At 37.2% G+C, this 26140-nt stretch carries 22 protein-coding genes; 8 read left to right on the top strand and 14 right to left on the bottom strand.

Features of this window, described 5'->3' with window-relative positions; all coding sequences use genetic code 11:
• Positions 1-96 precede the first annotated feature (96 nt).
• Entirely contained in the window at positions 97-2187 is a 2091-nt protein-coding gene (locus tag I6F66_RS07160; protein WP_197208997.1) for a bifunctional diguanylate cyclase/phosphodiesterase, read from the bottom strand.
• A gap of 180 nt (positions 2188-2367) precedes the next feature.
• Positions 2368-4155 carry a M61 family metallopeptidase gene (locus I6F66_RS07155; protein WP_197118953.1) on the bottom strand — a complete coding sequence of 596 codons (1788 nt, stop codon included), beginning with the start codon at positions 4153-4155 and terminating at the stop codon, positions 2368-2370.
• 204 nt (positions 4156-4359) lie between these two features.
• Here I6F66_RS07155 and I6F66_RS07150 point away from each other — a divergent pair, with 204 nt between their 5' ends.
• The 6 genes from I6F66_RS07150 to I6F66_RS07125 all read left to right on the top strand — a co-directional run bounded on the left by I6F66_RS07150 (position 4360) and on the right by I6F66_RS07125 (position 11455).
• Positions 4360-5895 (top strand): GGDEF domain-containing protein, encoded by a 1536-nt coding sequence (locus I6F66_RS07150; RefSeq protein ID WP_197208996.1) that lies wholly within the window; start codon positions 4360-4362, stop codon positions 5893-5895.
• Positions 5896-5960: 65 nt separating this feature from the next.
• A complete protein-coding gene (gene ppnN, locus I6F66_RS07145) occupies positions 5961-7304 on the top strand; it encodes a nucleotide 5'-monophosphate nucleosidase PpnN (RefSeq protein WP_007580678.1) in 1344 nt (447 codons plus the stop codon).
• Between the two features lie 10 nt (positions 7305-7314).
• Positions 7315-8088: a flap endonuclease Xni gene (xni, locus tag I6F66_RS07140; RefSeq protein WP_197208995.1), complete on the top strand. Its 774-nt coding sequence runs from the start codon at positions 7315-7317 to the stop codon at positions 8086-8088.
• Positions 8089-8157: 69 nt separating this feature from the next.
• Positions 8158-8541, top strand: a complete 384-nt coding sequence (locus I6F66_RS07135) for a DUF3192 domain-containing protein (RefSeq protein ID WP_024591078.1) — start codon at positions 8158-8160, stop codon at positions 8539-8541.
• 11 nt (positions 8542-8552) lie between these two features.
• Positions 8553-10241, top strand: a complete 1689-nt coding sequence (locus I6F66_RS07130) for a hypothetical protein (RefSeq protein WP_165728002.1) — start codon at positions 8553-8555, stop codon at positions 10239-10241.
• Between the two features lie 206 nt (positions 10242-10447).
• Positions 10448-11455: an isocitrate dehydrogenase gene (locus I6F66_RS07125; RefSeq protein WP_007580684.1), complete on the top strand. Its 1008-nt coding sequence runs from the start codon at positions 10448-10450 to the stop codon at positions 11453-11455.
• Between the two features lie 57 nt (positions 11456-11512).
• Here I6F66_RS07125 and I6F66_RS07120 read toward each other — a convergent pair whose 3' ends face one another.
• Entirely contained in the window at positions 11513-14509 is a 2997-nt protein-coding gene (locus I6F66_RS07120) for an immune inhibitor A domain-containing protein (RefSeq protein ID WP_197208994.1), read from the bottom strand.
• Between the two features lie 489 nt (positions 14510-14998).
• On the opposite strand from I6F66_RS07120, the gene I6F66_RS07115 reads away from it, so the two are divergent.
• Both I6F66_RS07115 and ilvN read left to right on the top strand, forming a co-directional pair.
• On the top strand, positions 14999-16726 hold the full coding sequence (locus I6F66_RS07115; RefSeq protein ID WP_197208993.1) for an acetolactate synthase 3 large subunit: 1728 nt from the start codon (positions 14999-15001) through the stop codon (positions 16724-16726).
• Positions 16726-17223 (top strand): acetolactate synthase small subunit, encoded by a 498-nt coding sequence (gene ilvN / locus I6F66_RS07110; protein ID WP_007580691.1) that lies wholly within the window; start codon positions 16726-16728, stop codon positions 17221-17223. The genes I6F66_RS07115 and ilvN overlap by 1 nt, the downstream gene beginning before the upstream one ends.
• Positions 17224-17314: 91 nt before the next feature.
• Here ilvN and I6F66_RS07105 read toward each other — a convergent pair whose 3' ends face one another.
• The 11 genes from I6F66_RS07105 to I6F66_RS07055 all read right to left on the bottom strand — a co-directional run bounded on the left by I6F66_RS07105 (position 17315) and on the right by I6F66_RS07055 (position 26136).
• Positions 17315-17590 carry an HU family DNA-binding protein gene (locus I6F66_RS07105; protein ID WP_002962474.1) on the bottom strand — a complete coding sequence of 92 codons (276 nt, stop codon included), beginning with the start codon at positions 17588-17590 and terminating at the stop codon, positions 17315-17317.
• A gap of 210 nt (positions 17591-17800) precedes the next feature.
• Positions 17801-18340 carry a DUF3833 domain-containing protein gene (locus tag I6F66_RS07100; protein WP_197208992.1) on the bottom strand — a complete coding sequence of 180 codons (540 nt, stop codon included), beginning with the start codon at positions 18338-18340 and terminating at the stop codon, positions 17801-17803.
• Between the two features lies 1 nt (position 18341).
• Positions 18342-18830, bottom strand: coding sequence for a chalcone isomerase family protein (locus I6F66_RS07095; RefSeq protein WP_010552972.1), 489 nt, complete (start codon positions 18828-18830; stop codon positions 18342-18344).
• A 54-nt stretch (positions 18831-18884) separates the two neighbouring features.
• On the bottom strand, positions 18885-19385 hold the full coding sequence (locus I6F66_RS07090) for a DUF2878 domain-containing protein (protein WP_197208991.1): 501 nt from the start codon (positions 19383-19385) through the stop codon (positions 18885-18887).
• Positions 19363-20625 carry a cyclopropane-fatty-acyl-phospholipid synthase family protein gene (locus I6F66_RS07085; RefSeq protein ID WP_197208990.1) on the bottom strand — a complete coding sequence of 421 codons (1263 nt, stop codon included), beginning with the start codon at positions 20623-20625 and terminating at the stop codon, positions 19363-19365. The genes I6F66_RS07090 and I6F66_RS07085 overlap by 23 nt, the downstream gene beginning before the upstream one ends.
• A 37-nt stretch (positions 20626-20662) precedes the next feature.
• A complete protein-coding gene (locus I6F66_RS07080) occupies positions 20663-21400 on the bottom strand; it encodes a DUF1365 domain-containing protein (protein WP_197208989.1) in 738 nt (245 codons plus the stop codon).
• The gene (locus I6F66_RS07075) at positions 21393-22649 is read right to left on the bottom strand and encodes an NAD(P)/FAD-dependent oxidoreductase (protein WP_007580703.1); all 1257 of its coding nucleotides are present in this window, start codon (positions 22647-22649) and stop codon (positions 21393-21395) included. Before I6F66_RS07075 ends, I6F66_RS07080 begins: the two co-directional genes overlap by 8 nt.
• Complete coding sequence (locus tag I6F66_RS07070) at positions 22646-23356, bottom strand: SDR family NAD(P)-dependent oxidoreductase (RefSeq protein WP_197159838.1); 711 nt, start codon at positions 23354-23356, stop codon at positions 22646-22648. The genes I6F66_RS07075 and I6F66_RS07070 overlap by 4 nt, the downstream gene beginning before the upstream one ends.
• A gap of 2 nt (positions 23357-23358) precedes the next feature.
• The gene (locus I6F66_RS07065; RefSeq protein ID WP_007580706.1) at positions 23359-23787 is read right to left on the bottom strand and encodes a nuclear transport factor 2 family protein; all 429 of its coding nucleotides are present in this window, start codon (positions 23785-23787) and stop codon (positions 23359-23361) included.
• A 1-nt stretch (position 23788) separates the two neighbouring features.
• Positions 23789-25183, bottom strand: a complete 1395-nt coding sequence (phrB, locus tag I6F66_RS07060; RefSeq protein ID WP_197208988.1) for a deoxyribodipyrimidine photo-lyase — start codon at positions 25181-25183, stop codon at positions 23789-23791.
• On the bottom strand, positions 25183-26136 hold the full coding sequence (locus tag I6F66_RS07055) for a DUF523 and DUF1722 domain-containing protein (protein ID WP_197208987.1): 954 nt from the start codon (positions 26134-26136) through the stop codon (positions 25183-25185). The genes phrB and I6F66_RS07055 overlap by 1 nt, the downstream gene beginning before the upstream one ends.
• Positions 26137-26140: the final 4 nt, after the last annotated feature.

The raw sequence follows: 26140 nt of genomic DNA, 5'->3' as shown, positions 1-26140 counted from the left end.
TAGAATCCTTTTTATTTGTTTCTATAACAGGTTACTCGCGATGGGACAATAAGGTCAATAGCCGTGCAATAAATTGTTACAATCGAGTGTTTAATCTTACTTTTTATCAAAATTCATCGAAAAATCAAGAAACTGTTTTGCTGGTATTGGTTTACTAAAATAGAAGCCTTGCATAAAATCACAACCCAATTCGTTCAATAATGTATGCTGCTCTTTTGTTTCTACACCTTCGGCTACCACTGTCAGTCCTAAGCTGTGCGACATGGCAATAATTGCCTTTACGAGATTACGGTCTTCATTGTTTAGTACAATACCATCAATAAAACTTCTATCTATTTTAAGTACATTAAAAGGGTATTCTCTCAAATAACTTAATGATGAATAACCTGTACCAAAGTCATCCATTGATAAGTTAATGCCTAATGCAGTAATTTCAGTCAGTATATCAACAACATTAGTGTGGCAACTCATCAATACACCTTCAGTTATTTCAAGCTCTAAACTTTCGGGGTTTACGTTTGCTTCACTCAATGAGTTTTGAATAAAACTGAGCAGCCCTACGTCTCTAAATTGGCGAGGAGATAAGTTAACAGCCATTGTATATTTTTGTTGGCGTTTACAGGTACTTTGCCATGTGTTTAAAAAGTGTAATGCTTGGCTAATTACAAACTTGCCAATAGGTACAATTAATCCTGTATTTTCGGCAATAGGTATAAACTCATCGGGTGTTACATTACCTAGCACAGGGTTATGCCAGCGTAATAACGCTTCTGCACCAATGATGTGTTTATTTTTGGCGTCAAATTGGGGCTGGTAGAATAACTCAAATTCATTACGCTCAAGGGCGCCACGCATCTGCTCTTCTATTACTAGTCGGCGCTGAATAATTACGTTCATCTTTTTAGTAAAAAATGAATAAGTATTACGACCATATGATTTTGCTTGATACATTGCAGTGTCAGCATTTCGTAATAAATCAGCAACGGTTGTACCATTTTCTGGGTATATGGCTACACCAATACTCGCTGTTAGTATATGTTCCCGGCCATCAATTTTAAAAGGGGCTCTAAAGTTATTGACCAATTTTTCAGTGATTTTTAGCGCTGCATGGTGATCAGTCATACCTCGTAGTAATACGATAAACTCATCTCCACCTAGGCGCCCTACCGTGTCGTCTTTTCGCAGTGCCTCTTGCAGCCTTTGCGCTGATTCAATTAAAAGTTTGTCTCCTGTTTCATGGCCTAAAGAATCATTTATTTTTTTAAAATCATCTAAATCCAAAAACAGTACTGCCGCTTTCTCGTTATTTCTTTGTGCTTCAATAAGTAATTGCGACAAACGATCAAGTGCTAAAAAACGATTTGGGAGTAAAGTTAGACTATCATAATACGCTTGATGTCTAATTATTTCATCTGATTTATGCTGTTCTGTAATATCTCGAATAATAACCATTAACTGGTTATGTTCTGTTATTTTATTTATTCTTGCTTCAAAAAAAACGAGCCCATGGGGCAAAGCTAGCTCGTATTTAAAGCTCATCATCTGCTCTTTTTCTAATACAAGGCTGATATAGGTTTCAAATTTTTTGGCTACATCTTGAGGGAGTACATCACCCATTTTTTTACCAATAAATTGCTTTGGCTTGGTGTAGAGATCGGTCTCATTACTGGCATGATACTCAATAATAGTTCCATCATTTTCCATCAAGAAAAATAAGTCAGGAATTGCTCCAAAAATAGTTTTTAGCATATGCTCATTAAATGACGCATCCGCTTGTGCCTTTTTAACCTCAGATAAATCAATATCAATACAGTACATTTGTTTTGTATTATATTGATTTGTAAACATAACATGGCTGGAAAAAACCGATACATTGTTTCCATCTTTGTCTTGTAAGATAATTTCAGATGCTGGAATTTCTATATCTTTTTTTACCCAATCACTATGTGCGTTAATAACTAACTCACACATTGGCTCTGGAATTATAAGGTCTTCTATTTTTTGTCCTATGGCTTCTTCTTTGGTATATCCATAAAGTCGCTCACTGCCTTCATTCCAATAAATAACACGACGTTCATTGTCATAACCTTGAACAGAAATAACATTTACCGCATCAAATAATTGATGCAAATAGTCGTTAATTACAAATTGATGGGTTAAGTTTGAAGTCGGGTTATCTAATTTCATTTTGAGGCTATATCCATAAATAATTTTATTTAATAATAGAGAAATACTAAATAATAATTAAATTTAATTTTAATATTAAATTTCCATGTACATTATATACGCCATTATACAAAACAAAAAAAGAGCCGAAGCTCTTTTTTAATAATTGTTAACTATATTTAAACGCTATAAAAACTGAATTTATTTTTTTGTCACATCATTTGGATGTTCCACGCCAATCCATGCTTTGAATAGTGCTTTTTGCTCAGGCGTTGCCTCTTTATCAGCAACTACTTTTTTAGGCTTATCAAAATCTTCTGATAATACTAATGTTAAGCTTTCAAGAGCATCGCGACGAAGATAGTCAATGGTTACTTTATCGCCTTTTTTAAACGTTTCTAAGCTGGTTTTTAAATCTTTACCTACGTGATGTTTGTTTATAGCGACAATTTTATCATCGGTAGTTAAACCTGCTTTCCACGCACTGCCACCACGGCGAACGTAACTTAACGTAAGTAACTCGCCTGTGTTTTTAGCGGTAGCATCAATACTTGCAAGCGCTTTTGCTTTTTCAGGACGTTCAAATTTCAAGCCTACTTTAGTAAGTAAGTCGTCAAAGTTAATACTTGCAGGCGACTCAACATTTTCTTGCCACCAGCTTGAGTAATCACGCCCTGTTAAATCTTTTAAGATATTAAGTACATCTACATCTGTAAAACCAGCTGGCATTTTATGATTGTTATAAAGTGCTTTGTGTACGTCGCGATAGCTTATTTTACCTTGGCTTTTTTCTAGCAAGTCGATATCTAAAACTAATGAAAGTAATGAACCTTCTGAATAAATATTAGTGCTGTAGTTACGTGCATGATCGCCACCTTGGTTAATCCATTTATCAAAGCTTGTTTCGCTTGCGCTTTGCACTTCACGGCCCGGTGTTTGTAAATGACGATTAATGGTTTTACTCATCACTTTAAAAAATTCATCTGTGGTTTCAATACCAGAGCGAACCATTAAATGATCTTCAAAATAACTTGTTGAACCCTCTGCAATCCAAAGCAGTTTAGAGTAATTCATATTAGTGTAATCGTACGGCACTAAACCTTGAGGGCGGTATGCTTTAACATTCCACGTATGAACAAACTCATGCGCAGCGGTGCTAATAAAGGCTAGGTAATCTTCGCGGCTACCAAATCTATCGCGTGGACGTTGAATAATTGTTGAGTTTAAATGCTCTGTTGCACCACCAGCACCCGACGTAGCATGAACCATAAATACATAACGTTCATATGGATAGCCATCCCAAATTACATTACCAGTAGCAACTAATTTTTTAAGATCGGTAAGCATTTGCTCTACATCGTAGTTACCGTCGCCCCATATAACTAAATCGTATTCACGGCCATCTACTTCAAATGTGTGTAGTTGGTTAATACCCGTTTCGATTGGTGAATCAACAAGTACGTCGTAATCTGCTGCTTTAAATGAATTTTTGCCTTTTAAATTATCCATACCCGATACAGAGCGCCACTTTTTAGGCACTTCTAAATTAACGGTTACTGGCTCTTGGCGAAATGATTCACTAAACATAAAAAAGCCTGATGCATCTATAAATGCATGGCTGTCGTCAATGTGGCGAGCGCGCTTACCAAGCTCATTTGCATACACCTGGTAGTCAACATTAACTTCTGTTGGCTCATTAAGGTGTACACGCCATGTACTGTGATCAATTTTTTCCCATTTTAACTCTTTACCATCTTCATCTTTAGCTTTGAAGTAACGAATGCCATTGGCAAGGTTTAGCATTTCGTAGCGACCCGTTCGCCATGCAGGAAGTTTTATATCAAGATGTGCTTGCGCTGTTTTTGGAAACTCAACACTTACATCGCCTAAATGATGTTGTGGTTGCGAAATTTCTAAAGAATAATTTACATCGGCAAATACAGGTGCTGAACATGCAGCTAAAATAGATAGGGCTAATAACTTTTTCATAGAAACTCTTAGTGGAAACTTAATTGCCTGCAAGACTAGCAAGCCCCTATTTAAAAGTGAATTAAATACGACAAATTGCCCCGTATACGAGTTTATACGTAGTAGCTTATTAAAATTTCTAAGTTTTTTACTAGATAACTACACATAATAAAAATTTGTTGTAAACTGAAGATAATAAAATTAATTTGATGGCGGTACGCTTAGGTGTCTGAAAGATCTAATCCAACAGATAAAAAACTCAAACAAGCAATTGATGCTCGTATGGCTATTGAGAGTGCACGCAAACATCAAGTGGATATTTTGTGCGACTTTGCAGCTAAACTTTCGCTAAGCTGTAAAGGGCTTGATATTGAGTTAGATAATCGCCTTGCTAAATTTAGAAGTGCACTCAATAAAGGTATGAGCTTTGAAGACCTCTCCCCCCTTGTTAGTGAAACTTTGATATTACTTAAAAATCAAGAATCGATTCAGCAAGCTCAGCAACGTAATTTATTCAACAGTGTACAAAATGCAGGTAAACAGTTACAAAAAACTAAAGGTTTACCTGACGATACTCGCAGAGCCCTGAGAAATTTACTCGATCAAGAGATTAATAACGTTCAGTCAACCCATGGTTATATTCCGCTACTTGATCAACTTATTCTTTTTTATCATGAAGCATTGCTAACTAAGCAAGACCCTCAAGCCGATAATCAGCGCCCTGTAAAACAGGCTCGTGCAAAAAAACTACTTGAGCTAGCTAACGAACTTATACTTGAAGAAGAAGCTACACTACAAATTAATAGTATAAAAAATAATATTACAGAAAGTGACACAATCGATGCATTACTCGATGTTGCGATTAACATAATTGAAGTCGTAGTAAAAAACATTAGCAAAGAGCGTAAATCTGCACAAAGCTTTTTAGTTTCATTAAATCAAACCCTCGAAGATCTACATAATTCTATTGTCTCTACTAGTAGACACTCAGAATCGATGAGTATTGAGTTTGATTCGTTAAATAAAAGCATTGAACTAAAAATAAAAAACCTCAACGAACAAACACAAAAAGCAACGTCAATCTCATCTTTAAAAGAACTTGTAGATAACGAATTAAAATCACTAAGCGAAGATTTTCTAGCAAAAGAAAAGTTAGAACGAAAAGATAGAGAAATGCTTAGCACTAGCTTTAGTGAAATAAACAAACGAATTGTTACTTTAGAAGATAAGTTAACAACGTATAAAAAACGTTTAAACGAACAGCGCTTTAAAAGTTTACTTGATGGGCTTACAAAACTGCCTAACCGAGCTGCATTTGATGAACGTTACAATCACGAAATGCATTTGTTTAATGTGCAGCCATCAGATGTTACGCTTGCGGTTATTGATGTTGACCACTTTAAATCTATCAATGATAGATTTGGCCATACCGCAGGTGACATTACCTTACAGGTTATATCAAAAGCGTTGCAAAAATCGGTAAGAAAGTCCGATTTTATAGCGCGTTACGGCGGTGAAGAATTTGTATTGTTAATGCCAGGTGTGTCGCTTGAAAACGCAACATTACCTCTGGATAAAGTAAGAAAGGTAATTAAAAATATACCTTTTAAATTTAGAGAAAAACAAATTGAGATCACTATTTCGGTAGGTGCAACTCAGTTTAAAAAAGGCGATACTCTGTTAAAGGCATTTGATCGAGCAGATGATGCTCTTTACGAGGCCAAAAATTCAGGACGAGATAGACTTTGTACCAGTAAATAATGTCATAGCCATTATAAATTTTATGACAAGTAGTTTTTTACGATTTAGCAGTAAGGAGAACGTCTATGTTAATACAGTTAAACCCAACTGGGGTTTTAGATTTACTGTCGCAATTAGAAGTTGATTTATTAGAGCAATCTTCTGCTAGTGAGCGTTATAAGTTATTTAGAAACTGCGTACTAGCAGTGCTTAATGTAGGTAGCCATACCGACGAAAGTAGCGATATATACGACAAATACAAAGATTTTGATATTCGTTTAGTAAGCCGCGAACGAGGCATTAAAATTGAGCTTGAAAACCCACCCGAAACCGCATTTGTTGATGGCGAAATAATTACCGGAATTCACGAGCATATATTTTCTGTTATTCGCGATATTTTGTTTATTTGTCAAAAATACGAAAAAGATTTAAAAGAGCAAAAAGCCATTACTCATATGGTATTCGATATGCTCAGAAATGCCGGTGCTTTGCGTGTTAATAGCGAGCCAAGTATGGTTGTTTGCTGGGGCGGACACTCAATAAACGAAGTTGAATATAAATACACAAAACAAGTGGGTTACGAGCTTGGCTTACGTGGATTAAATATTTGTACTGGTTGTGGCCCTGGTGCCATGAAAGGCCCAATGAAAGGTGCCACTATTGGCCATGCAAAACAGCGCAATACCAATAACCGTTACTTAGGCCTAACAGAGCCAAGCATTATTGCTGCAGAGCCACCAAACCCTATTGTTAACGAATTAGTTATTTTACCTGACATTGAAAAGCGCCTTGAAGCTTTTATAAGAACAGCTCACGCTATTATCATTTTTCCTGGTGGCGCAGGTACTGCTGAAGAATTGCTATATTTATTAGGCATATTACTTCATCCAGATAACACCAAACAATGTTTGCCTGTGATTTTAACTGGCCCTAAAGAAAGTGAAGCGTACTTTAAAGAGCTGTGTGAATTTGTTGAAATGACGCTTGGTAAAGAAGCATTAGATAAGTTTGAAGTTATTATTGATAATCCTGAGTTAGTTGGACAAAAGCTAAGATCGGCTATGGCCAATGTTCGTGATTACCGTAAAAGTGAAGGCGATGCCTACTACTTTAACTGGACGTTAAAAATCGATAACGATTTTCAACAACCTTTTGCCCCAACACACGAAAATATGGCAAGTCTTGATTTACATCTTGATCAACCAAAGCAGTTATTAGCGGCTAATTTACGCAGAGCTTTTTCAGGTATTGTAGCTGGAAATGTAAAAGACGAAGGCGTTAAAGCCATTAAGCAAAACGGTCCATACATTTTAAGTGGCGAGCCTGCCCTTATGGAAAATATGGATACGTTATTACAAGCATTTGTTGATCAAGGCCGTATGAAACTCCCTGGCAGCAAATATATTCCGTGTTACAAAATAAAAGCATGAGTTTTATAGTTTGAAACCCCATTTACTTCTTATTGATGCGCTTAATTTAATTAGGCGCATTTACGCCGTTGACGCAAATCAAAAACATCACAGTGATGAGCAAATGATACAAACGTGCTGTGCACGTGTAGCTCATGCGTGCAAAAAGCTTTTAGATACAAGCAATGCAACCCATGCGATTGCGGTATTTGATGGTGACAAAAGCTGGCGTTATCATTTTTATAAAGACTACAAACACTCCCGTGCCCCAATGCCTCAAGTGCTAAAAGGTGCCTTAGAGCACTTTAAAACCGCAATAGAAGAAACCGGTATTGTTGTATTTGAGCCTATTAACGATGAAGCCGATGACATTATTGCAACGCTTGCGTTTAAGGCATCAAATAATCAAATAGCTAATACTGTTGTCTCTACTGATAAAGGCTTTTTACCCTATTTAGGCCCCTACATTACAGTTTATGATTACTTTAAAAAACTCTATTTAGATGAGACAAGTATAAAAGAGCGTTTTGGTGTTGAGCAAAATAAGCTCGTTGATTTTTGGGCTTTGGCTGGTGATAAAACAAATGATATTCCGGGAGTAAAAGGAATAGGTACTAAGTCTGCGCAGCAAATAGTTAATAACTATCATTCTATTGAGCATGCGGCCGAAGATGAGTCTCTAAGCCCGAGTATTAAAGCAAAGTTAGCCGCTAATATGGATATGTACGTAATCTCAAAGCACTTGGTTAGTTTACGCACCGATATAAATTTAGGCTTTAGTTTAAAGCAGTTAAGACTTAATTAGTCGCAAGTTAATAGCCTCTAAACATTACAAAACGTATACTATTATTAGTTACCGGAGTTAGAGTAAACCATATTGAAAAAATTTATCCGATATTTAATTTTAGGTTTAGGGCTATATGCATTGATAGCAGCGTTGGTGATCACTTTTTATAAAGACGATCCTCAGGCTATGATCTGGCAAGACCGAGAAGCTTTTAATAAACGTTATATCGAAAAACTGTCACTTGAGCAGCCAACAACACTAAATACTGTGCTTGATTATTTAGGCAGCCCCGACCTTACTTATGCCAAACGAGATGGTGAACAGGTATTTCAGATTGTTTTTTACCGTACACAGCATAAAACATCTGACGGTATAACCACTATGGATGAATGTACTGGGTTATTATTTAAAAATGGGCAGCTATTTTTATGGGGGCCTAGTGCATATAATAAATATCAAGAACAAAATTAGGTGAAGGTTTAATGGATGAAGCTGTTTCAACTACTTTAGAGCAGCTGCTTAATAATACGCAGCTGTTTTTAAGCTATTATAACAATAAACAAAAATGGACAGCCTTATACCCCATGGCAAGTAAGCTAGCTGAGCAATATAGAGTGCTCTATAGTGAACAGCCATTCGCATTACAAGCTCGTTTAACACTTTATAATCCTAATTATTCTTATGCCACCAACTTAGTAGTTAGTCAGAGTGTAATAACCGCTGCACTTTGTAAATCTCAACACTATAACAATGCCCTAAGCGAGCTATACATAGCGGCTTCACTCATTGAGCATTTATGTGTTGGAGCGCAATTAAACAAGCTCTGTGAGCAAACACCTTTTCAAGACTCTGATAAAAACATATGGAAAATGCGTCATCAGTTAGCTGCTAAAGTAATGTTATCCAGTGGCGATTCTGCCAAACCCGTTACGCAATTATTAGCTAAGTTAAGTAAATATAAACAAGCATTGGTAAGTGCTCCTAAAATAATGCTTTACGATGGGGGCATAACACTAATTGCTTTAGCAAATATTATTAGTATGAACATTACTAGTAATACGGCTAATAAACACATGAGTTTATTTAAAGCACTTACTGACTTGTATATTCGCACACCAAATTTGTTTGCACTGCAGCTAATCAAATCACTTATAGCCCATTTGGGGCCACTATTACCGGGAAGCCGCGTTTTTTATGCCGAGCAAACCATGATTTATTTAGCGACTGATGCGCAGCAAAAACATATTTTAATTAGTAACACTAATCCAAATAAATTAGCTTGGTTTAGCGTTAAAGCAACCCTTAACGACAACCCAAAACAATGGCATTGCGCTGATAAAACCATTAGCTTCAAAGTGTTTAACAGTGAACATGTTAAGTCAAAAAGTGTGGTTGGCGTTGATAAAGCACAGTCTTTACTTGAACTAATAAGTAATATTAAGTCACAGCACGAATATAGCTATAAAGGGCTAAGCCAGCTAATGGCGGCTCACCCTCAGGTAGTTGCTAATTTATGTGAGGCAGTAAAACCTTATAATAAGGAGCATCAGGCCGCTAAAGACTTAAAGCATAGTTTATCGATGGTCGGTTATTATAATGCACCTGCGATAATTCAAAGAGTTGTTTTTGAGCAATTAGTTAATGTTACCCCACACCCTCTGCAAGCCTACGTTACTAACAGATTAAATGGTTTAGTGAAAATAATGGCCTTATTAGTCAGTAAAAATAAACACGACCAGTTTGAACACATTACATTACCTTTATATGCTTATGCTCATTTTTTATTAACGCAATGCAGTACACAGCTTTCTCGTAAAACGCTGATTGACGACACACCAAATAAAACATTGAGTGCCCCTATTTGCTCATTTTTTGGAGTAGATTCAATTAATAACGAGCAACTAACGCAACAGCTTACTCATTTATTAAGTGACAACCCATGGACAACGGCACTTTTAGAAGCAGAGCAAACACCTAAAAAACACTTAACTGATTCTCATAAACTCTGGATCACACTTAAAATTGTTGCCCAGAGTGTTTTTAAACCAGAACTCGCGCTAACAGCGTGGCAACTGCAAACATTAAACGAACAACTGAAAATACTAAATTGGCAAAACCCAACTGATTTTAATCAAAAATTAGAATCTCTCGCGTTATTTAATAGTATTTAATTTATGGAAACCTATTTAACGTCTTTATACCCATTATAACTTTGGTGTATACCCAGTATTTCTTGTATAAACTAGCAAAATGGGTGATAAGTTGATATAAATGCGCCCTTAAATTTTCAAGCACGTTCACATAAATGATCTAACAAGCGATTACCCTCTCAGGGTAATAATTTATGTGCAAATCAAACTCTTTAAAGGAAAAGTCAATGGCCAAACAAACCATCACAGTGATCAAAGGCGACGGCATCGGTCCGAGCATTATCGACTCAGCACTTGAAATATTAAAAGCCGCAGGTTGCGACTTTGATTATGAATTTGTTGATGCTGGCCTAGCTGCACTTGAAAAAACAGGTGAGTTACTTCCACAAGACACGGTTGATACAATAGCTAGAAACAAAATCACTCTTAAAGGCCCATTAACAACGCCTGTAGGTGAAGGTTTTACGTCTATTAACGTAACACTTCGTAAGCAATTTGGTTTATACGCTAACGTACGCCCTGTTAAATCATTTGTTGGCACTAAAGCGCGTTACGACGATATTGATATCATTACTATTCGTGAAAATACGCAAGGTATGTACTCAGGTGCAGGCCAAATAGTAAGTGAAGACGGTAATGAAGCAGAAGCAAAATCGATAATTACGCGTGAAGGCGCAGAAAAAATCGTAACTTTTGCATATGAGCTAGCGGTACGTGAAGGTCGTAAAAAAGTAACTGCTGTTCATAAAGCTAACATTTTAAAATCAACATCTGGTTTGTTTTTAAAAGTAGCACGTGAAGTAGCTGAGCGTTACCCACAAATTGAATCAAATGAAATGATTGTTGATGCAACGTGTATGAAACTGGTAATGACACCTGAAGAGTTTGACGTAATTGTTACGACTAACTTATTTGGTGATATTTTATCTGACCTTTGTGCTGGTTTAGTTGGCGGTTTAGGTATGGCTCCAGGTGCTAACATTGGTGAAGACGCTGCAATTTTTGAAGCTGTACACGGTAGTGCACCAGATATTGCTGGCAAAAACCTAGCTAACCCAACATCTGTAATTTTAGCGTCTATCCAAATGCTTGAGCATTTAGATATGGGCGATACAGCAGAGCGTATTCGTAGTGCTGTTGCTGATGTAATTAAATCAGGCGACCGTACAACTCGCGATTTAGGCGGCAGCCACGGTACAACTGATTTCACTCAATCAGTAATTGACCGTTTATAATTAATATTTGTTATTAATTTAAATAGCCCGCTAATTTAGCGGGCTTTTTTTTATTTGCTAGCTGCGCTTTATCCTAGATAAGCATAAAAGTAATAACACTAATAAACCTGCCAATGATCCGCCACTTGAACCCGAACTACTTTGTTGCTTTTGCACTGTAAGAGATAACTCTTTAGTAAAAGTATCATTTGTTTGAGTATCAGTAACATTCAACGTTACACTAAATGCACCGCCAGTCTGATAAGTATGCCTTGGGTTTTGTAAGTTTGATACCGCACTGCCATCACCAAAATCCCAACTGTAAGTATAACTATTAAAGCCGCCAGTTACTTGCGCATTAAATTGAGCGCTTAAATCATTTACTGTAACGTTTGCGTCTATGCTAAGCGGAACAGTTGCCGTTACATCAACCGCTTTAGTTTGCTCCGTGCCTTCGTTATCTGTCACTGTAAGCGTTACTTGGTAATCACCAGAGTATAAATAATTATAAGTGAGCGATTGCGTCGTTAAAGTACTTCCATCCCCTAGCTGCCAATTATAGGTATACGGTGCGACTCCACCTGTAAACGAAGCTTGAGCTGTTAATATTCCTTGGTTTATTTCATATTCAATTTCATTTACAGATAATGGCTCAACTAATGTAACTTGAGCTATAGCTACTTGCTGTGAAGTATCATTACTTGCCATAAACTCAACGCTATAGGTGCCATAGTCTTGATATTCATGAGTAGGCGTTAACTCTGTGCTTGAGCTACCATCGTCAAAACTCCACGTGAATTTATCCGCAGGCGTGAGTGCAAAACCTTCTACATTAAAATTAACGATTAAACCTGTTTTGGTAAAATTAATACCTTTAGTAACATCGTAATTAAGCTCTACTTCTATATCTTCACTATCAGCTGACTGGCTTATAATATTAAACCCAAAGCCAACCTGTGGGAGGGCAACGCCCGATGACTGTTGCGCTGAAAAGCTATAGTCGGTTTTATCAGTAAACTCTGTAATAGCAGATAAATCATCATCACCTAATCCAGCTCGCTGTGGATATAAACTAAAAGCAGCATCACGAATTTGAATTGCTGAAGCAGCCGGAGTTTGCGTACTGCCTTTATTTATCGAGCGCTGATCAGCATCTACCACTAATGCAAAACCACTACCTGGATGCTCTGTCGTGTTGTTATCTGCTTGAGATTCATTGCTATACCACAATAATAATCCCGGTGAGTACTGCTCTGCTTGCAAACTACTGTCAACGCCTGTGTATGAACGCAATTGTAAATAGTAATGTGATGGCGATGCATATGTGTAACTACCTATTTTTTCAAAGCCATTAAACTCGGTGTTAATTTGATCTTGTGCATTATTTTGCCAAATTAAAGTATCACTTTGCACAATACGCATATCATCCACAACAAAACCATAATAATGTGTGTTCGCATCTGTTATGTATTCAATTTTTAGATCAATGATTTGCCCAGCATAAGCTGATAAATCAAACTTATGAGTTAAATAGCCGTTAGGTTGCTTAGCATCACTATTAAAAAATGAATCACCTGATATATACGGACCAATGTCACCATAGTATGGGTTAATTGCTTGCGTATAATTACTAGCAATAGGCTCCCCATTTACTTTTACCTGTACTAAATCATAGTCGCGCTCAATACTGTAATAAGCAATAAAGCTTAAAGTAAGTGCCTCAGTTGTGTTTGGTAGCGTTACTGTATTAACTAAGCTGTTACTAACATTGTCGCCCGTATTTGAATAGTATTGAAAATCGCCTTCTACTGGCGTTTTAAATTTTTCGAGTCGAGATGGCAGTGTTATTTTTATTTGGCTTTGTAGTTGTGAAGTACTCGCAGTATTAATTAATGTTTGCTGTGCGTTAGCATCTATCTCATCCATATCAAGCGTGAGCTGATTAACCCAATTACCCTGGTATCGATTTTGTAAATATTCAAGCGCATAAGGGCTAAACATAACAGGCTCTGAGCCTCGTGGAGAACCTGCCCAACTTCCTGTCGACATAACTGACCAAGACGCGACAGGCTCACCTACCGTGTTAGATTGTAAGTCGTATTCATCTAATAATCCCAAGTCATGCCCAAACTCATGTACCACCACGCCAATCCCAGCATCAATTGGATTAATTGTATAACCAAAGAGCTTTATATTGCTGCCTGCAATCTCGCTCGGCCCGCTACTTTCATCAAATACATAGTAGCGGTGCGACCAAATAGCGTCGGTGCTTAGGTAGCCACCACCCGCTTCCTCGCCAATACTTGAATGAAAAATCATTACATGGTCAATAATGCCATTGGGTTCGTTAATAATTCCATCGCCATCAATATCATCTAAATCGGTTAAATCATAATCGGCTAAATTAATATTAAATTGTGCAACGGCTTTTTCTACCGCTTCTTTGACTAAAGCGGGCGCATTTTTATCACGCGTACTGCCTTGGCGTTCACCATATGTTTTTGCATTACTATCAGCGGTTACCCAGCCATATACTTGCCCGTTAAAGTTTAAGCTATTACCAGACGCTGCTTTATAATAATCTGCAGCCGTTGATAAGCTTTGTCCATCAGGGCCCGCATAACCTTGAGTATTAAAAAGCATTTGCTGATAGTGTTCAGTTGAATAATCAGCGTAAAACATGTCGGTGTCTTGCTGTACAAGTCGATCATCGTCATGTTTGAGGTCAGGAAAATCAATTAAGATAGCTAACACTTTTACATCATTAACGCTTTGATCAGGCACTAGCGACGTTGAAAAAGCGGCTTGTTTTTTATTTGTGTTTGAAAAATCCGTAGAGGAAGATTTAAATCGCCTAAAGCCATTTTTAATTGAGTGATTGGCAACTTCTTTGTTACTCATATATGACTTAAATGAACTATCTAACTCACTAGAGGATATTTGGTCTCTTTTTTTAAGCCAATATAAAATACGTTCTTCGTTAGTTATACCAACATCATGCGGGCTTAAATTATTAGCCGCTACTATAGGGCTTAATAGCGTAGTTAAAAGCGCAATTAACGTCACTTTTTTCACTGTGTTTTCCTCAAACATAATTATGTAGTAATCATACCTAATAATAGAAATTTAAACATGCGATAAAAACATATAGTTAACATGTGCAATAAAAGTTAATGGTCTTTCACACTCTTTTATAACTAAAATCAAACACACAACCTAAAACGCATAATTTCTGCTAGTTAACTCAGTTAAATACAGTATTTCTGCAGATTTAAATTAAGAAAAGCTACAAAACGAATTTAAAATGCAAAAAACCACTTTCAAGGTTGACATAAGGGTTCAAAACCCTTAAAAATAAACCTATACAGAATTTTTAATTTAAAAGCAGTGTTTTGCTAAGTAGAGTAAAAACTATGAACACACAAATTAACCTTTTAGTCGTACTCGTACTGGTCTTAGTTATAAGCCCAGCGGGGATGTATTAAAAGGTGATACTGCTTTTTAAAAACCCTCGCACTACGCGGGGGTTTTTTTATGCATAAAAAAGCGCACAGAGGAATGAGGATGAGCAAACAAGAATATAATGGCTCTGAACTAGTAGTTCAGGCATTAAAAGAGTTAAAGGTAAAATACATATTTGGCTACCCCGGTGGTTCGGTTTTAGACTTATATGATGCACTTTTTCAGCAGGATGACATTGAACATATATTAGTTCGTCATGAACAAGCTGCAACGCATATGGCTGATGGCTATGCTCGTGCTACAGGCGAAGTTGGTGTTGTACTTGCAACCTCAGGCCCAGGCGCTACAAACTGCATAACAGGCATTGCAACTGCTTATATGGATTCAATTCCTATGGTTGTTCTAGCTGGCCAAGTTCCTACTAGTTTAATAGGCGATGATGCATTCCAAGAAACTGATATTGTTGGCTGTTCTCGTCCTGTAGTTAAACATAGCTTTAACTGTAGAAGCGCTAAAGAAATTCCTACTATCTTAGCTAAAGCTTTTTATATTGCGAGTACAGGTCGCCCAGGCCCTGTTGTGGTTGAGCTTCCTAAAGATATGCTTAACCCTGCAATTAAGTTTGCATACGATTTCCCTAAAACAACAGAACTAAGAACATACAGCCCTAATACTAAAGGGCACTCAAAACAAATTCGTAAAGCCGTTACCACTATTTTAGAAGCCAAAAAACTGGTTATTTACTCTGGCGGCGGTATTGTTATTTCAAATACATCAGAGCAATTAACGCATTTAGTTGAATCGTTAAATGCACCTATTACAAATACTTTAATGGGGCTGGGTGGTATATCGGGCGTGCATCCAAATTTTGTAGGTATGCTTGGCATGCACGGTACGCTCGAAGCTAATAAAGCAATGGCCAATGCAGATGTGATTTTAGCACTTGGTGCACGCTTTGATGACCGTGTTACCAATAATGTTAAAAAGTTTTGTCCAAATGCCACCATTGTACATGTTGATGTCGATCCAACTTCTATTTCTAAAACAATTAAAGCGCACATACCAGTTGTAGGTTGCTTAGCTACAGTACTAGAACAACTACAAGCTGGCATTGATAAAAGCCCTATTAAAATTGATCGCAGCGCACAAGAAGATTGGTGGCGTCAAATTATCAGTTGGCGTGAACAAAAATGTTTAAGCTACAACACGACTGATGGCGACAAAATTAAACCACAAGCTGTAATTGAAGCGGTTTACAAAGCAACAAATGGTGATGCTTATATCAGCTCAGACGTTGGTCAGCACCAAATGTTTGCAGCGCAGTATTATCCATTTAAGCACCCTCGCCAATGGATTAACTCAGGCGGGCTAGGCACTATGGGCTTTGGTTTACCTGCAGCTATGGGCGTAAAGCTTGCTTTTCCTGATAAAGAGTCTGTATGTATTACAGGTGATGGCTCTATTCAAATGAACATTCAAGAGTTATCTACCTGTTTGCAGTACAACTTAGCGGTAAAAGTTGTATCCCTAAATAACCGTTCTTTAGGTATGGTACGCCAATGGCAAGACATGGTTTATGGCGGACGCCATTCATCATCTTACATGGACTCACTGCCTGATTTTGTTAAGTTAGTTGAAAGCTACGGGCATGTAGGCATACAAGTAAATACATTAGATGAATTACAACCGGCTATAGATAAAGCAATGAGCATAAACGATCGTTTAGTCTTTTTAGATATTCTTGTAGACGAGAAAGAACATGTATACCCAATGCAAATCAAGTTAGGTGGCATTGATGAGATGTGGTTACGTAAAGGAGTAAAAGCATAATGCGTCGTATTTTATCTATTCTATTGGAAAACGAACCTGGTGCCCTATCGCGTATTGTTGGGCTTTTTTCACAACGTGCATACAACATTGACAGCCTAACTGTTGGCACAACTGATGATCAGTCGTTATCACGTATTACCATTACCACCATGGGTGATGACAGAGTGGTTGAGCAGATCACAAAGCAAGTTAACAAATTAGTCGACGTGCTTAAAATTATCGATTTAACAGAAATGAGTCACATTGAGCGAGAGTTATTGCTTGTTAAGGTATTTGCTCAAGACGAGACGACTCGTGCAGCGGTTACCCGCGTAGTTGATGTGTTCCAGGGTGTTATTTTAGATATGGGCCGGCAAAGCTATAGCCTGCAACTAGTGAGCAGTACAGACAAAATAGAATCGTTTTTAGACACACTTCGCCATGAAACCGATATTATTGAAGTTGTACGTTCTGGTGCTGTTGGCATTGGCCGAGGCGATAAAGCCTTAAAAGCATAAATTTATAATATAAAGGCATCAATTGATGTCTTTATTAAACATAAAAAAAAGAGCTAAATAGCTCTTTTTTTATTTTAATTCGTTAAACCTATTAAGGGTTTACTTGGTCTTTAAGACCTTTACCTGCTTTAAAGCTTGGGATAGTTGCCGCTGCGATTTGGATCTCAGCACCCGTTTGTGGGTTACGGCCAGTGCGAGCTGCACGTTCTTTTACTGAGAAAGTACCAAAACCAACTAATGCTACTGAATCACCTTCTTTTAAAGAAGAAGTTACAGCACCTGTAAACGCGTCAAGAGCACGAGTAGCAGCGGCTTTAGAGATTTCTGCATCAGTAGCAATTTTTTCAACTAATTGAGCTTTATTCATTGTTAGATTCCTATTCGTTATTATTTTGCCTTCGCAAAACCTATCTTTATGCATTTTTAAAGAGTTAGCAACAGCAAATTGCATTTTTTGCTTAAATTCTTAAAAAATGAGTAAAATTTAAATAATTCTCGGTAGAATACAGCGTGTTGAGTTAACAAAGACTTAATTTGAGTACAATTTTGGCGCAAGTTAAGCAACTGGGTAAATAAGCTATATTTTTTCGATAACTAAGGTCACTTCCCCGACCTCGACTCCAAACTTAACAATAGATGTGCGGTTTATCAAGCGCGATTGTGTAACCAGGTACATCCAATCGTCAAAATTCACTTCTAAAGTACTGCCATCGTATGGAAGCTCTACATCATAATTCCAATGAAATACGCTGCCGTCACTTTTGCCTTTTGCTGTACCTATAACATCAGCTGCTGTCCCCATTAAACTATTGTCTTCATTTAACGTTATTTTCCAAATTCGCTTTTGGGTTTCGCCATCATCATAAATAAAGTCTTCTTCAATAACGCCCTGGTTACCGTCCCAAGTCGCATTCATATCTACGACAAGCTTTCGGGTCAATTCGCCTTTAAAGTCTTGTACAACACCATAGGCTTTCAAATTTCCGCTAAAAAACGTTTTAAAGTCGAAATTTGGCGATGTATTTTTATAATGTTCAACATTTGGTGCCGAACAGCTAATTAAAAGTAGAGCCGAGAGGCTCATAACAGCTGCTTTTAACGTGTTTAATATGTTCATATTAATTCCCTAATAATTGCTTTCGTAGTTTTGGCTCAGAGGTTTTTTCATCAAGCCAAATAGCTAAAAAGTCACTCGAAAATTGAGGTTCATCAATTTCACCCATTTTTTCATCATTATGATAAAAAGTGCTCATACCTTGCTCATTTGTCACTAATGTTAGTGAGTCACCCTTTTTTATATCAGGCCAAATAGACAACAATTTACTGTCGTATTTGTCTGCCAGCCCTGTTTTTCCAAGATGTTCCCACTGCTCATTTGTTGCTTTTACTATTTCTTTAGCGTCAAAGTCACGTAAATAGGTAAGCTTAAACTTAACAGGATGTGTTCCTGCGCTGTAATTACCTGAAGGGGTAAATAGCACAGCGTCATATACATCCCAAAATAAATACTCCATTCGTGCTTCGCCTACTTTATTAAATTGTGTGTTAGCTAAAACAATTGAAGTGGTAAGCAAATAAAAAGTAACTGCCTTTAGTAAAAATTTCAAAATAAGCTCCCTTTGAGTCAATGGGTAATGTTACGAAATAGAAATTGTGGAAGATCAGCGATTGATGAATAACTTGATTTTTTGGTTTATAAAAAGAATAACAGTAAACACTGTAGACCAAAGCGCCCCGTAAACGAGCCAGAATTGCCATAAAGGGAACCCTAAACTTATTACTTCAAAGCGCGCTCCAGCCCAATAACTTGCTGGCGCAAATGCCATACATACCAAAAAGGCCTGCCAAAGCTTTAATTTACTCAAAAAAACCATAGAGGTATTCAAAGAAAGTAATAATGCAGCCCATAAAAAGACGAGCCATAGAGGGAAGGGATAAACTTTAAATTCTAACAAGCCTAACTTTACCGCTATAAATTCTAACAATAGTGCTAAAGGTAGGGCTTTAATTAATAGTAAGGAGTCTTGTTTTTTCTGCTTTGACAAACAAAACATTAAAACAATAATCAAGCCACTAAAAAGTAGCGAATTGGCTTCAAGCAGCAATGATAAAAACCACACTGCTTGAAATAAAACAAAATTAGTAACCGAGCGCAATATCATCGTTACCACTAGTAAAACGAGGTTTACGCGCCATTAAATGTACCGTACTTGTTGCTCTGGCTCTAAACGCACCTTCACAATAAGCAAAATAAAATAACCATAAACGATAAAAGCGTTCATCAAATTTAGAGCGGTCTAAATCAGGCCAACTTTTTATAAAACGAGTTCGCCAATCTGCTAATGTTCGTGCGTAGTGAGCGCCAATATCATTAACAGTATGAATAACCATATCGGTATTATTTTTAATCTGCTCACTCATTTCGTTAAGCGATGGCAAACATCCGCCCGGAAAAATATACTGCTGGATAAAGTCAGAGTTTTTTAAGTAGTGCTTATAACGCTGATCGCCAATAGTAATTGCTTGAATAAGCATGGCGCCATCGTCTTTTAGGAGCTCACCACACTGAGTGAAAAAGCTCGGCAAATAATCATGACCAACCGCTTCTATCATTTCAATAGAAACAAGCTTGTCGTATTTACCTTTTAGTAGTCTGTAATCGAGCTTAAGTAATGTTATTTTACTTTCAAGACCAAGTTCAACAATCTTGTTAGCTACATAATCATGTTGCTCATCAGATATGGTTGTTGTTGTTACATGGCAATCGTAATGTGTGGCAGCATATATAGCAAATGCCCCCCACCCTGTACCAATTTCAATTACTGAATCATTTTTTTGAAGCTCAACTTGCTCACAAATGCGTTTAAGCTTGTATTGCTGAGCCTCTTCAAGTGTGGCTTCTTTTGTAGGATATACAGCACTTGAATAGAGCATTTCTTTACTTAAAAATGATTCGTACAAATCATTACCTAAGTCGTAATGAGCAACAATATTTTTCTTAGAACCCGATTCTGAATTTTTGTTTTTTATGTGATTAAACCGGTGTGCGATATTACTAAAAAATGCGAATTTTTTTTCAAACTCATCAAGTTGCTTTTCATTTATAGCAAATATCTCAATGAATGAAGTTAAGTTGTCACAAGACCAATGTCCCAAAATATACGCTTCGCCAGCGCCAACGCTTCCAGATAACGCAAACGCTTTATACATAGCTTTATCATTAACTGTTACTGTTGCTTTTAACGCAGACGATACATCACCAAAAACTGTACGCTCATTTCCTTCAATTAAAACAACTTGACCTGTTTCAATTGACGAAAAGGCTTTAGTCACTAATTTTTTATATATATTAGTTAACCAACTCGTGCTTTGTTCGCAATTTAAGCTCGACACTTTATCCATTAAAATACCTATTAATTGTCCTGACTACCTATGTGCTTTATGGCTTACCTGAGTGACCTAAAAAAGGCACTCGCTTTATAAACAACTTTAATGCTTGATAATAAATACCTTTGAAAATAGACCATGTCATGGCCGGAAAACGTTTAAACAACTTATTAATCTCTTCGTTAGTGAGTTCTTTACGTTTCAAGCGAAGTGTTGCATCAAATAATAACTCTTCATTTTGCTTATTTTCAATGTGTATCAATGTTTTATCAGGCGATTGTTTAACATGCCAATGATAGTTCATATCTAGATTCATAAAAGGTGATACGGAAAAAACCTTCTTAAAGTTCACTTTTTTTTCTAAAGGGACTAAATAATAATGACGTTCGTTCCATGGTGTATTACTCACTTCAGCAATCATGTACTTAAAACGGGTGTCGTTGTGGCCAAAAAAGTAAAAATTAACAGGGCTAAAATACACACCAAAACAACGAAACTGCCCTAACATGTAAATATGAGAAAAGGTTTCAGTAATACCTAAATTGGCAAGTTGATCATGCGCACGCTCAATAAGAGGTCGTTTAGCAAGTTCTGAGGTGTCTTTAAGATAATCAGCTTCATTAAATTTTAACGCTTTTAAGCCTGATGTACCTATGTGCTTATGCACACTATTTAGTTGTTGAGGATTATTTAAATCTACCCACATCATATACAAAGGGTAACTAAAACGATGTTCTTTAACAGCAAAACGGCGATGTTTTACATCGCCTAAATACACTGCACTAGTCAAATTCGACCCCAAGTTGCTTGGCTACATCTACACCACTGTGTACGCCATCTTCATGAAAACCATTGTACCAATAAGCACCACAAAAATAACTATTGTTTTGTCCATCAATACTGTGTTTAAGCTTTTGAGCAGCAATTGACTCTTGGTTAAATACAGGGTGATGATAAGTAAACTCGCGCAAAATTTTACTTTGGCTTATTCCTTCAAGATGATTAAGCGTTACACAAAACTGTGTATCCGATTGTATACCTTGCAAAATATTCATTTGGTAAGTAACAACAGCTGCTTTATCAGTGTTGTTATTAAGTAGGTAGTTCCAACTTGCCCATGCCGCTTTTCTATCAGGTAAAAGGTTTGTATCGGTGTGCAGCACAACTGAATTCTCAGTGTAAGCTATTGCACCCAATACTGACTTTTCTTGCTCAGTCGCATCACCAAGTAGTGCAAGCGCCTGATCTGAATGACAAGCAAATATTACTTTATCAAACTTACTTAATTCACCATTGGCAAACTCTATTGTTACTTCATCATTTTGACGCGTAACAGATTTAATATCTGTATTAAGTTTAATTTTATCAGCAAAACCTCTGATCAGTGGCTTAATATACTGACGAGAGCCACCTGGTACTACATACCACTGTGGTCTATTTGTTACATCTAAAAGGCCATGATTAAAGAAGAACTTAACAAAAAATTCAACGCCTACATTTTCCATTTCTTTAATACTGGTAGACCAAATAGCTGCGCCCATCGGAAGAATATAATGGTATTTAAAAAAGTCATTAAAGTGATTGTCACTAAGCAGTTGCCCTAATGATTGATCAGATTGGTAATCATCTTTTTCATGTAGTGCTTTACACAGTTTGTTAAACCTAACAATGTCGTACAATAATCGCCAAAACTTTGGTCTAAAAATATTACGACGCTGTGCAAACAGGCTTGTAAACGTATGGCCATTGTATTCAAAGCCAGTGGCTTCGTTATGAACACTAAAGCTCATTTGCGTTGTTTGTTTATCTACACCAATACGCGATAGTAACTTTTCAAAGTATGGGTAAGTTCTGTCATTAAATACAATAAAGCCAGTATCTATTGCGTATTTTATGCCGCATACATCAACATCAACCGTTGCAGTGTGGCCACCTATATAATCATTTTTTTCAAATACGGTTACATCGTAATGTTTATGAAGCAAATGCCCACATGTTAAACCAGATACACCAGTTCCTATTATTGCTATTTTTTTCAACGGGCTAATCCTTTTGCGATTTTAAGCCAAATTGGGAGTGGTAAAATACGTAATGCTTTTAATATAAGTGTAAAACGGTACGGAAAGTGAACATCTTTTCGGCGCTTATGTATCCCCTTAATCATATAGTCTGCGGCTTTTTCAGCGGTAACAGCCATAGGCATCGGGAAATCATTTTTATTAGTAAGCGGAGTTTTCACAAAGCCAGGGTGAACTAAAGTCACATCAACATCATCTAAATCAACAGCTAAGCTTTTTGCTAAGTAACTTACACCCGCTTTTGATGCACCATAAGCTTCTGAACGAGGTAGCGCAAGATAGGTAACACTTGAGCTGACCAAAACAAGCTGACCACCTGAATTTATTTTAGGAAGTAGCGCCTCAAGGCAATACCCCATAGAGAGTAAATTTACGTTTATTACACGCTCAAACAATGCACTATCAAAGTTTCGTGCGTCATCTATGTATTCACAGTTACCCGCGTTTAAAATAACACGGTCAAAATGAGGAAAGCCAACTGTCGACTCTTTAATGTCTTGTAGATTAGTTGCGTCAAATTTGCATACTTGAATATTGTCGTATTTAGCAAGCTCAGCGAGCTTTTCACTATTACGGCCACAAGCTATAACAGTGTCTCCCATCTGTGCATATTTAATTGCTAACTGCTCACCAATACCAGAAGTAGCACCCGTTATAAGTGTGATCATAATTAACCTGCCCTTTTATCAATTAGCTTTATAACACTACCAAGTAAAGGAATATGTTTGTACAGCAACTCGCCCACATTAAAGTAGTCTCTGTGCTTGATAATTTTGCCATTTTCAAAAATAAGCTTGCTATGACCTTCTACCGATATAGTTTTACCTGATGAAAGCTTTGGATGTGCATAGTGCATAGTCCAATAAATAAAAGCATTGTTTCCGCTATTAAACGAATCGCTAATATCAAACTGACAATGCTTAACATTGCTGTATAAGTTAGCAAAGTACCTGCGCAATTCTACAATGCCATTAATTTCGTGCATTGGGTCTATAAACTGTATGTTGTCACAGTAAATATCACTCAATAAATCAAGATTAGTGCTATCAAGCTGTTGGTATATTTCAACAAATTTATCTACTGGTAACTGGTTATCCATATCACACCTTAAATGCAGCAAGTGCACGTTCTCGTGCCGCTTTATGATCAACTATTGCTGGCCAGTAACATTCCTTATCTTTACCTATTGCGGCTAAATAAGTGTGTGGAAAATGAATGTGTTTATCTGGCACGTTTTCAAGCTCTGGCAAATACTTACGGATAAACTTGCCCGTTGGATCAAAGCGCTCGCTTTGTCTGATAGGATTAAAAACTCTAAAATAAGGCTGAGCATCACACCCGGTACTTGCAGCCCACTGCCAACCACCATTATTTGAGGCTAAATCGCCATCAATTAGGTGCTGCATAAAAAAGCGCTCACCTTCGCGCCAGTCTATTAATAAATGCTTAGTTAAAAAGCTCGCAACAACCATACGTAAACGATTGTGCATCCAACCGGTTTGCTTTAGTTGTAGCATTGCAGCATCCACTAACGGGTAACCTGTACGCCCTTCGCACCATGCTTTAAATTCACTTTCGTTTTTACGCCATACTACCGCGTTATACTTTTCGTTAAAGTTATCGCCTCGCGAAAGCTTAGGAAACTCAGCAATTAAGTGTCTGTAAAACTCACGCCATATGAGCTCGTTAATCCACGTAAAGGTTTTACTTTTCGACGTAGTTAAAATGTCAGGGTAGCGCTGTTGAATATTAATAAGTAGCTGCTTAGTACCTACAATACCTAGTGCTAAATAAGGGCTTAGACCCGATGTACCCTTTATGCTGGGTATATCACGCTGGTCGTCATAACTTGTCAGCTTATCGCATATAAAGTTATCGACCACGGTTGCTAGTGTTTCATCGTCAACCGGCCACTTATCAGAGCTTCCATCACTTTTGAGTAAATCGCTTTCATCAAACTTTATTGGCTCAGAGCTGAGAGGCCATTGTGGCAAACTAAAGTGCGTATCTTGGTACTGCTTTAACCACGCTCGCTTAAACGGAGTAAACACTTTGTACATTTCATTACTTTGGTTTTTAACCGTGCCAACAGGTGCAATTAAATCGCCTTCGTACAAGGTAAAAGTAATAGAAAGCTCATCGCATTCATGCAAAATTGCCTTATCGCGATTTACTTCATTAAGCTCATATTCTGTATTAGCAATTACATGTTTTACATCGTTTAACTTACAAAAATTAATAAGTTCACGCTCACAATCGCAAAAGCTTGGCGCTTCAATAATGTGTAAAGTAATACCGACATCAGCAAGCTGTGATTGAAGGTAAGCAACTCGGCGCTTGAGTAGGTCAATCTGAATAGGCGCAGCTTGATGTTGTTGCCACTGTTTTTCAGACACAAAAAAAATGGCGTGTTTAGCGCCATTATTAAGCGCTTGAATTAACGCCTCGTTAGAAAAAAGGCGCAAATCGCGCCTAAACCAAAATAATGTATCCATTAAATACCAAATCGTAATTTTAAATCGTGAGGATAAGGGTTAAAAAACACTTGTTTTTCAAGGTACTCATTTGGGTGAACCTTCAAATGATGTTTTAGCAAAGTAAGTGGTACATACAATGGCACCAACCCTTCGCGATATTCATCTATTGCATCACGAAGTTCTTGTTTTTCAACCTTCGATAAAAATGTTTTAAAGTAACCTTGTAAATGCATTAGCGTGTTGCAGTTATTTCTTCGAGAAGCTGGCTTTTTAAGACCCGTCATCAAACCTAAAATATATTCATCAGCAACTGCGCTTATATCGTCACCTACATATGTTCCTAGCAGATTACCCAAGTCGCGATAAGCTTGGTAATTATGAGCCATTAACAAGTACTTATACTGAGAATGAAATTGAGTAAGCTTGTGAACCGATAGCGGCTCTTGTACTAGCTTTTGCCAATTTTTAAATACGTAAATTCTCATTACAAAGTTTTCACGTAAGTGCATGTCGTTTAAACGTCCATTTTCTTCACATGGCAACAATGGGTTATGCTTCATTATTTGCTCAGCAAAAAAACCTACACCTTCTGAGGTATTGCCCGTACCAGCTTCATTGTATATTTTAATGCGCTCCATACCACAGCTTGGGCTTTTTGCACAAAATACAAATCCGCTTAATTCTTTAGCTTGTTCAGTTGCAATTTTTTTACCATATTCGGTAAGTTGCTGCCCTACTTCGCCGGTGCCATCTGGGCGACATACTTTAATAGTATCGCCTACTTTAACTTGACGAATAGTTGGACGAGGTATCGGTAAACCTACTGCTACCTCCGGACAAAAACGTGTGTACTCAACGTGTTTGCCTAATTCGTCCATACAAAAATTTGACTTTTTATGTCCTGTGTCAAATCTAACTTTTTCGCCTGCTAAGCAGGCGCTTATACCTATTTTTATTATATCTGTTTGCATATAT

Origin of the sequence: Pseudoalteromonas sp. NZS100_1, assembly GCF_015864285.1 — a bacterium.
Classification (GTDB): Bacteria; Pseudomonadota; Gammaproteobacteria; order Enterobacterales; family Alteromonadaceae; genus Pseudoalteromonas; species Pseudoalteromonas arctica.
Note: the sequence above shows the minus strand (reverse complement) of the source record. Positions and strands in the feature narration are given on the sequence as shown.